A 13,637-nucleotide genomic window follows, 5' to 3' on the forward strand; every position below is an offset into this window, starting at 1 on the left:
GGGTCGGCGTCCGGCGGTGCCGGGGCCGGATCCCGAGCACGGCATCGGCGGGAGAGCGCGTGGCGGTCGGGCCGGTCGGGCGCGGAGCGACCTAACCTAGAACCCATGGCCAGATCCCATCTCACTCTAGCCGCGCTGGCCACTTCGGCCGTCGAGGGCCTCGACGTCCGGACCGCGCGAGCGTTCACCCACTCGACCCACGGCGACTTCGACTCGGCGCTCGTCACCAGCCGCGACGGCGCCCGTCTGCTCGTGCGCGTGCCGACCTCCGCTCTGGCCGAGCAGGAGCAGCTCGGCGACCTCGTGGCGCTGCGGGCGCTGACCGCGGGGATCCGCAGCCGGCTGCCCTTCGACCTGCACACGAGCGTCGGGCAGGCCCCCTACGACGGCACGCGCGCCGTCGTCTACGAGTTCCTCGACGGCGACCGCGTGCTCATCGACGACGTCGCGCCCTCGAGCGGACTCGCGGACTCGGTCGGCCGCGCGATCGGCGCGATCCACTCGCTGCCCGCGTCGTTCGTGCAGGAGGCGGGACTGCCCGTCGCCACCGCCCGCGACAGCCTGAACGAGACCGTCGCCGTGATCGAGCGCGCCGCCGACACGGGGCACGTGCCCGCCGCGCTCGTCGCCCGCTGGGAGACCGCCTCGTCGGACGAGGCGCTCTGGCGGTTCGATCCGACGGTCGTCAACGGCTCGATGACCTCCGACTCGTTCCTGCGCTCCGGCGACGTCGTGACCGCGGTGCTCGGCTGGGCCGCCCTGCGTGTGGGCGATCCCGCCCGCGATCTGCACTGGCTCCTCAGCGCCCCCGGAGCCGGGACCGCCTTCGCGGCCTACTCGCGGATGCGCGCGGGAGCGGTCGACCGGACCCTCCGCCAGCGGGCGCAGCTCTACGCCGAGCTCGAGCTCGCGCGCTGGCTGCTGCACGGCACCGAGACCGACGACTCGGCGATCGTCGACGACGCGGTGGCGATGCTCGACACCCTCGTCGACAGCGTGCTGGGCGACCTGTCGGCTCCGCTCTCGACCGACACCGGTCCGGTGCTGGAGGTCTCGGAGGTCGAGGAGCTCCTCAACCGCACCCCCGGTGCCCGCACGGGCTCTCACGGCCGCGGCCTCGCCCCCAGGGCCGACGAGAGCGACTCCGACAGCTCCCGCTCCGAGTAGAAGCGCTCGGGCCGCAGCACCAGGTCGTCGGCGACGAAGTAGAACACCGCGTCGATGCTCTCCAGCGGCACGCCCTTCCACTTCGCGAAGGCGAGCCGGTAGAGCGCGAGCTGGAACTGCTTGAGCTCGAGGTCGGCGGCGTCCTCCGGCGCCCGCCCGGTCTTCCAGTCGACGATCTGGAAGCCGTCTCCGTCAGGGTAGACCGAGTCGATCTTGCAGACCACGACGTGCTCGGCGAGCTGCAGGTGGATCTCGATCTCGACGGCCTCGGGACGGCGGTCCGCCCACTCCGACCGCTCGAAGGTCTCGACGAGGGCCGCCAGCCGATCCTGCTCCTCGGTGCTCTCGCCGAGATCGTCGAACTCGTCGGGGAAGGTGTCGACCGCCTCGGCCTCGCCCTGGATGCCGAAGCGGTTCTCGACCCACGAGTGGAAGGTCGTGCCGAGGCGGGTCTGCCGGTACGGCCGCTCCGGCATCGGTCGGCGCAGCTGCGCGGCGACCTCCTCCGGGGCGCTCACCACGTCCTTGAACCGCGAGGCGGGGATGCGGACGGGCAGTTCGACGCGCTCGCCACCGGCGAGGCGCACGGCCCGCTCGGCGAGCAGCAGGCGGACGTCCTCGCCGCGCGCACCGAGGAGGGCCGGCTCGGCCAGGCGGACCCGCCCGGCCGCGGCGCGGACCCGCTCACCGCGCGAGCCCAGCGGATCGTGGGGCCAGCGGAAGGTCCGCGGGGCCCGCTCGAGCGGGTTCTCGAGGTTCGCGGGCTCGACGGGGAGCTCCGGGAGGGTGCCGGCCTCGGCGAGGTCGCGGAGGAAGACCCCCGGACCGCGGGGCTTGGACTGACCCGCCCACCACGATCCGCTCAGCAGGAGGTGGTGACGGGCGCGGGTGACGGCGACGTAGGCCAGCCGGCGCTCCTCCGCCTCGTTGCGCTCGCGCAGGACGGCGCCGAAGTCGCCGATCGCGTCGACCACGTCCTTCTGGGTCTCGCAGCCGCGCCAGTCGAGGTCCGGCAGCTCGGCGGCGTCGCCGCGGAAGGCGTACGGCATCGCGCCCAGGCGCACCCAGCCGCGGAACCCCTCGACGGGAGTGCCGGGGAGCTCGCCGTCGACCATGCGCGGCACCGCGACGAGGTCCCACTCCAGACCCTTCGAGCCGTGGATGGTGAGCAGCTGCACGGTGCCGGGCTCGGGATCCTCCGGGCGGGGCGCCAGGCCGTCGCGCTTGTCGGCGAGGACGAGCCAGCGGAGGAAGCCGCGGAGGGACGAGCCGGTGCCGGCACCCCGGTCGTCGGTCTGCAGATAGCCGGAGACGGCGTCGCGGAAGGCCTCGAGATTGGCCCGGCCGTCGCTGCGCGACTCGTTGGCCTCCACCTCGATGTCGAGTCCGAGCTCCTGCTCGACGAGGGTGGTGAAGTCGAGGAGGTCCAGGCCCGCACGGGCCCGGAGCCGCGCGAACAGGGTGCCGGCGTCGTGCAGCCGAGAGAGCCCCGCCTCGCTGAAGGCCGACAGTGCGGAGTGGTCGATCCGGCCGTCCTCCCCCGGTCGACGCGACGCGATGAAGTCGAGAGCCTCGATGATCGAGCCGCCCTCCCCCTCGGTGACGGACGCGCGCATCCGCTCGCGCACCTCCTCGGGGAGCAGGCGGTGCGCGTGATCGCGCGACGCGAGCCAGGAGGCGAGATCGCGGAGGGCGCGCAGGTCGCGCACTCCGATCCGCCAGCGCGCTCCGGCGAGCAGGCGCACGAGCTCGCTGCCCGCGGCCGGATCCTCCACGACGGTGAGGGCCGCGACCAGGTCGGCGATCTCGGGCTGGCGGAGGAGCCCGCCGATCCCGAGGATGTGGTACCTGACCCCGTGCTTCGCCAGCGCGGCGGCGAAGCGGTCCATGTGCGCGCGGACGCGGAAGAGCGCCGCGGCCGAGGGCGGCTCCGGGCTCTCGGCGAGGCGGCCCGCGAACCAGCGCGCGACATCGTCGGCCTCCTCCTCGATCGTCTCGGGGAAGGTCAGCTCGACCGGGTGCCCGCTCGCCGCGGGACCGGCGGCGAGACGGTCGACGGGGACCGCGCTGCCCGCCGCGAGCGGCTCGACCACCGCGTTCGCCGCCGCCAGGACGCCGTGCCCGTTCCGCCAGCTCGTCGAGAGCGAGAAGCGCGCCGCCGAGCCGAAGTCGACGCCGAAGCGGCCGAGCCCCTCGGCGCTCGCCCCGCGCCAGCCGTAGATCGACTGGTGCGGGTCGCCGACCGCCATGACGCCCTGCTCGGCGAAGAGGCGCGAGAGCAGTCGCGTCTGCAGCACCGAGGTGTCCTGGTACTCGTCGAGCAGCACCACCCGGTACCGCGCCCGGTGCTCGTCGATGAGCGTCGGCACCCGCTCGGTGATCCGCAGGGCGAGGGCGACCTGGTCCGAGAACTCCACGAAGCCGCGCTCGGCCTTCGCCTCCTGGAACCGCTCGGCGAGCGCCGTGAGGACGGGCAGCGCGCCGACGGCCTGGACCGCCTTCTCGACGTCGCGGTAGGCGCCGCTGCCCTTGGAGCCCCGAGGCAGTCCGCCGATGCGCACGAAGTCCTCGGCGAAGGCGCCGACCTCCGCGGGGTCGGCGAGGTTGTCGGCGAGGTCGTGCGCGAGGGACACGACGAGGTCGGTGAGGCGGTCGATGCTCGCCTCGACCTCGAGGATCCGCGGATCGGCGGTGTCGGCGACCACCCCCCGCGCCAGGTGCCACGCCGACGCCTCCGACAGCACGGTCGCATCGCCCTCGCGGCCGATCAGCGCCGCGTTGTCGCGGAAGATCGTGTTCGCGAAGGCGTTGTAGGTCGAGACGGTCGGGGCGTCGAACGGATCGGGCTCCGTCCGCCCGTCGGCGAGCGGGAGCAGCCCGGCGGCACCGAGCTGGTCGATGCGGCGGCCGATGCGCTCGCCGAGCTCGGCGGCCGCCTTCCGCGTGAAGGTGAGGCCGAGCACCTCGGAGGGAGCGGCCATGCCGTTCGCCAGCAGCCAGAGCACGCGGTTCGCCATGGTCTCGGTCTTGCCGCTGCCCGCACCCGCGACGACGAGCGCCGGCGCGAGCGGCGCCTCGATCACGGCGCGCTGCTCGGCCGTCGGCGGGCGCAGATCGAGCTTCTCGGCGATGGTCAGGGCGTCGATCACGCGCGCGCCTCCCCCTCATCGACGGCGTCGTCCTGATCCTCCTCGGGCTCGACCTCGTCGAGCGCCAGAGTGCCGTCGCCCGAGACCTCGGGCACGGCGTGCAGGCGGTACCGGAGGGAGTCGCCCGGCGAGAACGGCACGGCGTCGAGCAGGCCCGAGAAGGCGGGAGCGGCCATGCCGGTCGCGGCGGCGCGGACGCGCTCGCGCAGGCGCTCGAGCTCCTCCTCGCCGAAGCGCGGCTGCACCACCTCGCGGTAGCGCTTGCCGCGCACCCCGCCCGAGACGAAGAGCAGCTTGGCGCCGCCGCGCGCCGTCTGCCCCGCCGCCTCGATGGCGCCGCTCGCGACGGCGAGCTGATAGCTGCCCAGCTGCGCGTGCTCGGCGACCGCGGCCTGCGGCGGGATGCTCCGTCCGGTCTTGAGGTCCACGATCGTCACGGAGCCGTCGGCCGCGCGCTCCACGCGGTCGATCGAGCCCCGCACGCGCGCCGGCGGCACATCGATCTCGAACTGCTGCTCGCGCCCGAGCACCTCTCCTCCCGCCTCGCGGAAGTCGACCAGGTACTCGGCGAGCCCTTCGACCAGGCGCCGGGTCAGCCGCTTCTGCCGCTCGCCCAGCCAGGGCGATTCGAACACCAGCTCGGGCCAGCGCGACTCGAGCTGAGTCCACAGCGTCTCGGTGTCGGGCTCGGCGGCGTTCTCGAGCACCCAGTGCACCAGGGTGCCGACGCCCATGGCCGTGCTCGTGGTCGAACCCGACACGGCATCGACGAACCAGTTGAGCGGCGAGTTCTCGAACGCCTCCAGACGGCTCGGCGAGACCGAGACCGGCCGCTCCGGGTCGTCCAGCTCGAACAGCGGCTCGCTCGTCGAGGGCTCGAGGACGCCGTACCAGGAGGAGGGATCGGCACCGGGCACCTCGGCGAGCGCCAGGGCCCGCAGTCCGCGGATCGCCGCCGGTGCGTCGGGCGAGTCCGGAGTGGTCGCCGTGCGCCGCAGCGCCGCGACCGCTCCGCGCAGGGTGAGCGGCACCGCGGAGGCGGCGTCGAGGTGCGGTGCATCGGGAGGCGTGAGCCGGAAGAAGAGGGACGGGGTCTCGTCCTCGCCGGCGACCGCGCTGAGCACGAGCTGCCGGCGGGCGCGCGAGGCGGCCAGTGCGAACATCCGCAGCTCGTCGTCGAGGGTGGCCTTGCGCCCGTCCAGCGGCAGGCCGCCCTCGCCGCGGGCGGCGCGGACGAGGCCGTCGGGGTCGAGCAGGGAGCCGCGCTGCCGGAGGTTGGGCCACACGCCGTCCTGCAGCCGGGCGATGACGACCACGTCGAACTCGAGCCCGACGACGGAGGAGGGCGTGCCGATGAGCACCGCGTCGTCGACCGAGCGCGGCGCCAGGGTGTCCTCCGGGACCTCCGCCTCGAGGATCTCAGTGACGAACCCGATCGCGGAGGATCCGGCGGCCCGCTCGACGAAGCGCCGCGCGGCGCTGAAGAGGGCGACGACGCCGTCGAGGTTGCGGTTCGCCTCGGCGGCGGTGAGCCCGGTGCCCAGAGCGAGCTCGCGCCACGACGAGGCGACGCGGCTCGACTCCCACGCCGACCAGAGGAGCTCCTCGATCGAGCCGTGCTCGGCGTGGAGGCGCCGCACACGGTCGATCGTGACGGCGAGGCGCTCGGCCTGGCGGGCGGGGGCGGAGTCGATGGTGGCGAAGCGCCCGGGGGCCGAGAGCGCCTCGACCAGGAGCGCGTCGCTGGGGCGGATGCCGTCGCCGGCGAGCTCCTCGGCGCGCAGGGCGAGCCGGAGGCGGCGGAGTCCGAGCCGGTCGACTCCGCCGAAGGGCCCGAGCAGGAGCTCGGACGCGAGGGCCGCATCGAGAGGCCGCTCGCCGATCGCGACGCCGACGAGCACGAGCAGGGCGCGCGCGGCGTGGTCGTCCCGCAGGGCCCGGCCGGCCAGGACGGACCGCGTGGGCACCTCGGCCACGGCGAGCGCCTTCACGAGCGGCTGCACCGCCGCGCCGGAGCGCACGACGACGGCCATCCGGTGCCACGGGACCCCGTCGCGCAGCCGGCGCTCGCGCAGGAGCCGCGCGAGGGTCGCCGCCTCGCGCGCCGGGGTCGGCGCCTGGAGGACGAGGATCGGCTCCGGGGCGCCCCCCGCCTCGTCCTCGGCGACGGCGGTGCGCTGCCGACCCGCGGCGGCCGTGCCGATCCTCTGCACGGCGCGCGTGACGAGCGCCCGCAGCTCGGCGCCGTGACGGTGGACCCGCTCGAGGACGAGCGTCTCGGCGCCCTCGACCCCGATGCTCGACGAGAAGCGGCCGAGCGTGTCGGAGGAGGCGCCGCGGTAGGCGCTGGTCGCCACGTCGGGGTCGCCGAAGGCGATGATCGTCACCCCGCGCGCGGCGAGGGCCCGCAGCAGCACGACGGTGGACTCGCTCGCCTCCTGCAGGTCGTCGACGATCACGAGCCGGAGCGCGGTGATCCGCTCGCCCCCGCCTCCCTCACGGATCGTCTCGGCGGCGAAGGCGGCGAACTCGGCGGCGTCGAGCTTGGTGCCCGCGTCGGGCGACATCCAGTCGACGACCTCCCGGAACTCCTCGAGCACCTCGGCGGCCGCGGCCCACTCGCCCCGCTCGGAGTCGACGGCGAGCGCGCGCACGGCGGCGGTGTCGAGGCCGTGCTCGGTCGCGCGCATGCCGAACTCGCGCAGCTCGGTGCGGAAGGTGCGGAGCCGGAGGACCTCCGGGCCGAACTCGTCCGGCCAGCGCGGGCCCGTGCCCTCCTCGAGGTGGCCCTCGATCAGCTCCGAGAGCAGGACGTCCTGCTCGCCGCCGGTGAGCAGGGTCGGCCGCTCGACGCCGAGCTCCTTCGCGGAGGCGGTGACCGCCTCGAACGCCAGCGACGTCGCCGTGCGCGCCAGCGGCCCCCGCGTCGGCACGCCGATCCGGAGCGCCAGGACGTCGCGCAGTGCGGTGGCGGCCGTGCGACTGGCCGCCAGCACCGCGACCGACTCCGGCGCGTACCGCCGCTCGAGGATCCGGTCGGCGACGAGCTCGACGAGCGTCGTGGTCTTGCCGGACCCCGGGGCTCCGAGCACGGCCGCGCTCCGCCCGTCCGGCAGGGAGAGGACCGCCTGCTGCGAGGCGTCGAGCCGCACGCGCGCACCGCCGGACTCCCGCTCCTGGACGGAGGACGGGGAGGCGGAGGACGAGGCGGTGACGGGCACCCCACCACGCTAGCCACCACCGCCGACACTCCCCGACGACCGGGCGGACGGCACCCGGAGCCCCGATCCGCTCAGCGCGAAACCCGCGTCGGCGCTCTCGCACGGTGCCGTATCGTGACAGCCACGTCCCTCCTCCCGAAAGGCAACTGCTGGTGGAAATCCGTATCGGAATCGTCAACACCCCGCGAGAGCTCAACTTCGAGTCCTCGATGTCCGCGACCGAGGTCGAGAAGACGGTCACCACCGCTCTCGAGGCCGGTGCGAAGGTCCTGCGCCTGCGCGACGAGAAGGGCAAGATCTACATCGTCCCCACCGACACCATCGCCTTCGTCGAGCTCGGCTCCGAGGAGTCGCGCCGAGTCGGCTTCGTCGCCTAGCCCCTCCGGGAACGTCGTGGAGCTCCTCTTCGTCACGATCGGAGGAGTGCTGCTCGGTCTGGCCGCGCGGTACTCGCTCCCGCACCGGCACCTGCACGGCGCCGTGCTCGTCCCGGCCCTCGGCGGCGTCGTCGCCGCCGTGCTCTGGGTGGCGCTGACCTGGGCGGGCCTCCCCTGGGACGGCGGGCTGATCTGGGTCCTCGCACTGGCGCTCACCGCGATCGCCGTGATCGTCGCCGACCTGGCCCTCGGCCGGGCCCGCGCCCGCCGCGACGACGCCTCCCTCGAGGCGATGCTCGCGGGGCGGGTCGCCGCGCAGTAAGAACGCACCACCACGAACGGCGCGGGAGTCGAGGACTCCCGCGCCGTTCGTCGTGCCGGGCCCGCTTCAGGCCGGTGACGGCGCCATCGGCGAGGTGGCCACCAGCGCCTCGGCCACCGCCGCCCGGATCGGCTCCACGATCGGCAGGCGCCCCGCGAACTCCGCCGCGAGCAGCTCGGCCGCCGCGCTCAGAGGCCCGCCGCCGATGATCACCGCCTCGGCCCCGGCCGCCTCCGCCCGCAGCACCGCCTCGCGCAGCTCGGCGTGCAGCCGGACCGGATCGCGCAGCTGCTCCGCGTCCGAGGCGGTGAGGAAGCATCCTGCGTAGTCCCGGGGGTCCCCGGCCGACGCGACCAGCGCCCGCAGCGTCCCCTCGAGCCGGGACGTGGTCGTCGCGATCGCGAAGCGCCGCCCGGTCGCACCGGCCGCGCGCACGGCGGCCGCACCGATGCCGACCACCGGCAGTCCGGTGGCCTCCGCCGCCTCCGCCGCTCCCGGATCGCCGAACGCCGCGACCACGAGGGCCGCGGGGTCGTGCAGCAGCACCGAGCGCCGGGCGGAAGCGACCACCTCGCCGGCCGATGCCGCCAGTGCCGCCGGATCGGTGATGATCGACGGCCCCCGCTCCGCCGTCTCCCCCACGACGTGCACCTCCTCACCGCGCACGGCGTTCCGCGCGATCGCCACGAGCAGCCGCGTGGTCTCGGCCGACGTGTTCGGGTTCAGGACGACGAGGGTGCGGCCCATCGTCAGTCCTCCGCCATCGGCCGGCCGACCGTCTCGCGCGGGAACTGCACGGCGATCGCGCAGATCGCGAAGAGCCCGGCCAGCAGGGCGAACATGCCGCCGACGCCCGACGCGTCCAGCACTGCCCCCGCGAGGAGCGGGAAGAGGCCGCCCGAGAGGGAGCCGAGCGCCAGGATCACGGAGGTGCCGAGCCCGCGGATCCGCGTCGGGTACTGCTCCGGGGCGAAGAGCCAGATGGTGGTGTTGAGCACGATCACCGAGAAGTTGAAGAAGAAGCCGAACATCAGCACCAGCGCGATGCTCGTGCCGAGGAAGCCGAAGCCGAGGCCCGCGCCGACGCCGAGGATCGCGGCGACGGTGAGGGTGAGCTTGCGGGGCAGGCGCCGGGCGGCGAGAGCCGCGACGATTGCTCCCACGAGAGAGCCCGATTGCATCACGAGGGTATACCAGAGGGCACTCGTGATGTCGAAGCCGCGCGAGGTGAGGATCAGCGGGATCAGGGTCAGCATCGAGATCTGCGCGGCGTAGGACATGCAGACGGCGACGCCGAGGGCGATCGTCGTGCGGCGGTGCCGTCGCCCGAAGAGCTCGGTCCAGCGCGGAGTCGCGGCGACCGTGACAGTGGCCGCGTCGGCGGTCCCGAGGTAGTCGACCTCGTCGCCGAGCGGCCGGTGCAGCCTTCCCTGCGCGAGCCGGTTGATCACGGTGTTCGCCTCGGCGGTCCTGCCGCGGGCGGCGAGGTAGCGCGGCGTCTCGGGCAGCGCCCGACGGTAGACCACGACGGCCAGAGCGGGCACGACGAGCAGACCGAACAGCCAGCGCCAGCGGTCGTCCCCGGTGAAGACCGAGAAGACGATCACGCCGAACAGCGGGGCGAGCATGTTGCCCAGCCCGGCGGCCGCGACGTTGATGAGGCCGACGGCCGTGCCGCGGTGCTTCGCCGAGAAGAACTCGGCGAGCATGATCACCGCGGTCGCGATCTCGCCGCCGAGACCCAGACCCACGAGGAAGCGGGCGGCGACGAGGATCTCGTAGCTCGGTGCGAGCGCGCAGAGCAGGCTGCCGACGGCGAAGACCAACAGGTTCGCGCCGAGCAGAGTGCGGCGCCCCACGCGGTCCATGACCACTCCCGCCAGCACGCGTCCGAGGGCGACGGCGGTGAACGTGGCGGTGTTGAGCAGCCCGAGCTCTGCTCCGGCGAGGCCCCAGTCCGCTGCGAGCACCGGGCCCGCGACTCCCACCGTGTTCTGCTCGATCGCGTCGAAGAACACCCCGAAGAGGATCATCGCCACGATGCCGACGTGGGCGCCGGTGATCCCGATGCGCGAGTACGCGGCTTCGATGCGGTCTCCTGTCGTCGTCGAGGGCGGCGGGTCCGTGACGGTGCTCATGGGCGAGTCCTTCCGTGAGAGGGGATGCTCGGTATACCGGAGCACGACGGCCACGCTACGGTCGCTCGCCCTCCTCCATGTTTCACCCGCGTGAAATCGGTGTTACGGCTGCCGCCGCGCCTCTCTCGGACGCCCGCTACCCTGTACCCGTCCCCCGTTCGGTAGACCGAGGAGCAGCGATGCCCGAGAAGACCCCCGTCAAGACGATGTCGCAGTCCGTCTACGAGGAGCTGCGGCGCCGGATCCTCGACGGGCGCCTGCCCGCGGGCGAGCCGATCCGGGAGCGCGATCTCGCCGCCGAGCTCTCGGTCTCGCGCGTGCCGATCCGCGAGGCGCTCCCCTGGCTCGAGCTGGCGGGGCTGGTCACCGTGCGCCCGCGCAGCAGTGCCGTGGTGACCGTCGTGACCCGGCGCGACGTCGACGAGCTCTACGACATCCGCTCGGCGCTCGAGCCCCTCATCGCGCGGACGGCGGCCGAGGCCGTCGCCAGAGGGGCGGACGCCTCGGCCCTCGTGGCGGTGGTGACCGACGCGGGAGCGGCCCTGGCCGACGGCGATCTCGCGCGCTTCCACTCCGAGAGCGGCAGGATCCACGGAGCGATCGAGGCGATCGCCGGCAACCGGCTCCTGATCTCGACCATGGGTCCGCTCGACGAGCGCAGCAACCGCCTCAACATCGCCAACATCCAGGCGGAGCCGGGGGTGCGCCACGACGAGCACGTGCGGCTCGCCCAGGCGGTCGCCGCGGGGGACGTCCGCCTCGCCTCCTCCGTCGCGCACGCCCACGTCGAGTGGGGGCGGCAGCGCACGATCGCGACCCTCGCCGACGTGCCGGGCTTCTGGGCGGAGTGACGCGCAGGGCCCGCGGACGGGATCCCGCGTCGCTCCCCCGGTCGCCGCGCCCTAGGCGGTCAGGCCGAGGGCGTCCATCCGCCGGGTGTGCGAGGCGATCAGCTCGGTGAACACGGGTTCGATGCGCGACTCGTCCGAGTCGTGGTTGCCCGAGCCCATCAGCGCCGAGCGCGCGACCAGGAGGGTGTCGCCGACGAGCCGGCGACCCCAGACGGCCAGCCGCGAGCCGAGACGGTCGTCGGCGGCGATCTCGCGGCGGAGGATCGTGATGAGCCCGTCGATCCCGGTGTCGGCGCCGAGGGTCTGCGCGATGCGCGGTCCGACGTCGCTCGGCAGTCCTCCCGTGAGGCGGATGAAGAAGTCGTCGAGCAGCCCCGCGGTGATGTAGGCCGAGAGCAGCGTCTCGTGCAGGTCCGCGCCCCGCGTCAAGTGCTCGAACGTGTCGATCGCGGGACGGAACGGAGCCATGGCCTCCCACGGCTCCACGTCGCGTCTGCGCAGTTCGGCGACGACCGCGTGGTGCTTCGACAGGGCGGTGCCGGCGGCGGCCGAGATCGCCTCCTTGTCGGCGAGGTCGTCGGTGCCCGCCACCGCGCGGGCGAGGGCCTCGAAGATAGCGAGCTGGAGGTAGGCCACCTGCCCGAGGTAGGGCAGGACCTCGGGAGTGAGGTCGGCCAGGTCGACGCGGTCGCGCTTGGCGGACTCGCCCCTCGGGGTCAGGCGCGGGGTGTCGCCGGAGGGACGTCGGCGTCGGAACCAGGCTGCCATGGGCCCAGCTTAGAGCGAGGGCGCTCCGCCCCGCCGACGCCCTCCGGGGCGCGAGAGGCGGGTGCCGGTAGACTCGCCGGGATGTCACCGGCGCTGGATCGGTGACCCTGCGCCCGGAGTCGTACAGGGGCGTAGACCGTTCGACACGACAGGCGCTTCACTCCCGTGACTTTCTCCGATCTCAACATCGACGACGACATCGTCGCCGCACTCGCCGCCAAGGGCATCCTCGAGCCGTTCCCCATCCAGGAGCAGACGATCCCCCTGGCCCTGCAGAAGCAGGACATCATCGGTCAGGCCAAGACCGGCACCGGCAAGACCTTCGGCTTCGGCCTCCCCCTCATCCAGGCGCTGGGCACCGACCCGGAGCCGGGCGTGAAGGCGCTCATCGTGGTTCCGACCCGCGAGCTCGCCGTCCAGGTGACCGAGGACATCGAGCTCGCGGCCTCGAACCGCCCCACCAAGATCGTCTCGATCTACGGCGGCAAGGCGTACGAGGGCCAGATCGAGCAGCTGAAGGCAGGCGCGCAGATCGTCGTCGGCACCCCGGGGCGCCTCCTCGACCTCGCCGGTCAGCGCCTGCTGTCGCTCGCGAACGTCCAGGTCATGGTGCTCGACGAGGCCGACAAGATGCTCGACCTGGGCTTCCTCTCGGACATCGAGAAGCTGTTCGCGCAGACGCCGCAGACCCGCCACACCATGCTCTTCTCGGCGACGATGCCCGGCGCGATCGTCGCGCTCGCCCGCCGCTTCATGAACAAGCCGATCCACATCCGCGCGACCGACCCCGACGAGGGCATCACGCAGGCGAACATCAAGCACATCGTCTACCGGGCGCACTCGCTCGACAAGGACGAGGTCATCGCGCGCATCCTGCAGTCGGAGGGCCGCGGCAAGACCGTCATCTTCACCCGCACCAAGCGCGCCGCGGCCCGCATCGTCGAGGAGCTGAACGACCGGGGCTTCAACGCCGCCGCCGTCCACGGCGACCTCAACCAGGAGCAGCGCGAGCGGGCGATGGCCGCGTTCAAGGCCGGCAAGAAGGACATCCTGATCGCCACCGACGTCGCCGCCCGCGGCATCGACGTGAACGACGTCACCCACGTCATCAACCACACGATCCCCGACGACGACCAGACCTACCTGCACCGCGTCGGCCGCACCGGTCGCGCGGGCAAGACCGGCATCGCGGTCACGTTCGTCGACTGGGAGGACCTGCACAAGTGGGCCCTCATCAACCGGGCGCTCGAGTTCGGCCAGCCCGACCCGGTCGAGACCTACTCGTCGTCGCCGCACCTCTACACCGACCTCGACATCCCCGTGGGCACGAAGGGCCGGCTCAAGCCGACGCCGATCCCCGCGGAGGCGAAGGCCGACGCCCAGCCCGAGCGCAGCACGCGGCAGCGCGAGCCGCGCGAGCCTCGCGAGGGCCGCGAGCCCCGTCGTCGCAGCCGCGGCTCGTCCGAGCAGACCGAGGCCGCCGCGTCCGATGCGGGCCAGGCCCCTTCGAGCGAGAGCAAGGAGCACCACGACGGCAACAGCGAGCCGCGCCGTCGCACCCGCCAGCGCCGCCGGGGCCCGCGCCCCGACGCCCAGGTCTGACCCGCAGGCCCCCTCGACCCCCTCCGCGAGCGATCGCGCGAG

Annotated in this window: 10 protein-coding genes; 5 read left to right on the forward strand and 5 right to left on the reverse strand. The window is 73.7% G+C overall.

All coding sequences use genetic code 11. The annotated features are described in order from the left end of the window. The first annotated feature begins 105 nt into the window (after window positions 1–105). Window positions 106–1,167 carry a phosphotransferase gene (locus IOC53_RS07410; protein WP_207403959.1) on the forward strand — a complete coding sequence of 354 codons (1,062 nt, stop codon included), beginning with the start codon at window positions 106–108 and terminating at the stop codon, window positions 1,165–1,167. Here IOC53_RS07410 and IOC53_RS07415 read toward each other — a convergent pair. Beyond that, complete coding sequence (locus tag IOC53_RS07415) at window positions 1,104–4,316, reverse strand: ATP-dependent DNA helicase (RefSeq protein WP_207403967.1); 3,213 nt, start codon at window positions 4,314–4,316, stop codon at window positions 1,104–1,106. The two genes, IOC53_RS07410 and IOC53_RS07415, sit on opposite strands and share 64 nt — an antisense overlap. Continuing rightward, entirely contained in the window at window positions 4,313–7,537 is a 3,225-nt protein-coding gene (locus tag IOC53_RS07420; protein ID WP_307786100.1) for an ATP-dependent DNA helicase, read from the reverse strand. Before IOC53_RS07420 ends, IOC53_RS07415 begins: the two co-directional genes overlap by 4 nt. Window positions 7,538–7,689: 152 nt before the next feature. On the opposite strand from IOC53_RS07420, the gene IOC53_RS07425 reads away from it, so the two are divergent. After that, on the forward strand, window positions 7,690–7,914 hold the full coding sequence (locus IOC53_RS07425; RefSeq protein WP_055793661.1) for a DUF3107 domain-containing protein: 225 nt from the start codon (window positions 7,690–7,692) through the stop codon (window positions 7,912–7,914). A 16-nt stretch (window positions 7,915–7,930) separates the two neighbouring features. Continuing rightward, on the forward strand, window positions 7,931–8,236 hold the full coding sequence (locus IOC53_RS07430; protein WP_207403975.1) for a hypothetical protein: 306 nt from the start codon (window positions 7,931–7,933) through the stop codon (window positions 8,234–8,236). 66 nt (window positions 8,237–8,302) lie between these two features. Here IOC53_RS07430 and IOC53_RS07435 read toward each other — a convergent pair whose 3' ends face one another. Both IOC53_RS07435 and IOC53_RS07440 read right to left on the reverse strand, forming a co-directional pair. After that, entirely contained in the window at window positions 8,303–8,983 is a 681-nt protein-coding gene (locus tag IOC53_RS07435; RefSeq protein WP_207403977.1) for an aspartate/glutamate racemase family protein, read from the reverse strand. A gap of 2 nt (window positions 8,984–8,985) precedes the next feature. Continuing rightward, entirely contained in the window at window positions 8,986–10,374 is a 1,389-nt protein-coding gene (locus IOC53_RS07440) for an MFS transporter (RefSeq protein ID WP_242683051.1), read from the reverse strand. A gap of 179 nt (window positions 10,375–10,553) precedes the next feature. Here IOC53_RS07440 and IOC53_RS07445 point away from each other — a divergent pair, with 179 nt between their 5' ends. Continuing rightward, on the forward strand, window positions 10,554–11,225 hold the full coding sequence (locus IOC53_RS07445; RefSeq protein ID WP_207403980.1) for a GntR family transcriptional regulator: 672 nt from the start codon (window positions 10,554–10,556) through the stop codon (window positions 11,223–11,225). A 51-nt stretch (window positions 11,226–11,276) separates the two neighbouring features. Here the strand turns inward: IOC53_RS07445 and IOC53_RS07450 are convergent, their stop codons facing one another. Further along, the gene (locus IOC53_RS07450) at window positions 11,277–11,993 is read right to left on the reverse strand and encodes a ferritin-like fold-containing protein (RefSeq protein ID WP_207403982.1); all 717 of its coding nucleotides are present in this window, start codon (window positions 11,991–11,993) and stop codon (window positions 11,277–11,279) included. A gap of 165 nt (window positions 11,994–12,158) precedes the next feature. On the opposite strand from IOC53_RS07450, the gene IOC53_RS07455 reads away from it, so the two are divergent. Then, window positions 12,159–13,595, forward strand: a complete 1,437-nt coding sequence (locus IOC53_RS07455) for a DEAD/DEAH box helicase (RefSeq protein ID WP_207403984.1) — start codon at window positions 12,159–12,161, stop codon at window positions 13,593–13,595. The last annotated feature ends 42 nt before the right edge of the window (window positions 13,596–13,637 follow it).

Source organism: Rathayibacter sp. SD072 (assembly GCF_017355185.1).
Taxonomy (GTDB): domain Bacteria; phylum Actinomycetota; class Actinomycetes; order Actinomycetales; family Microbacteriaceae; genus Rathayibacter.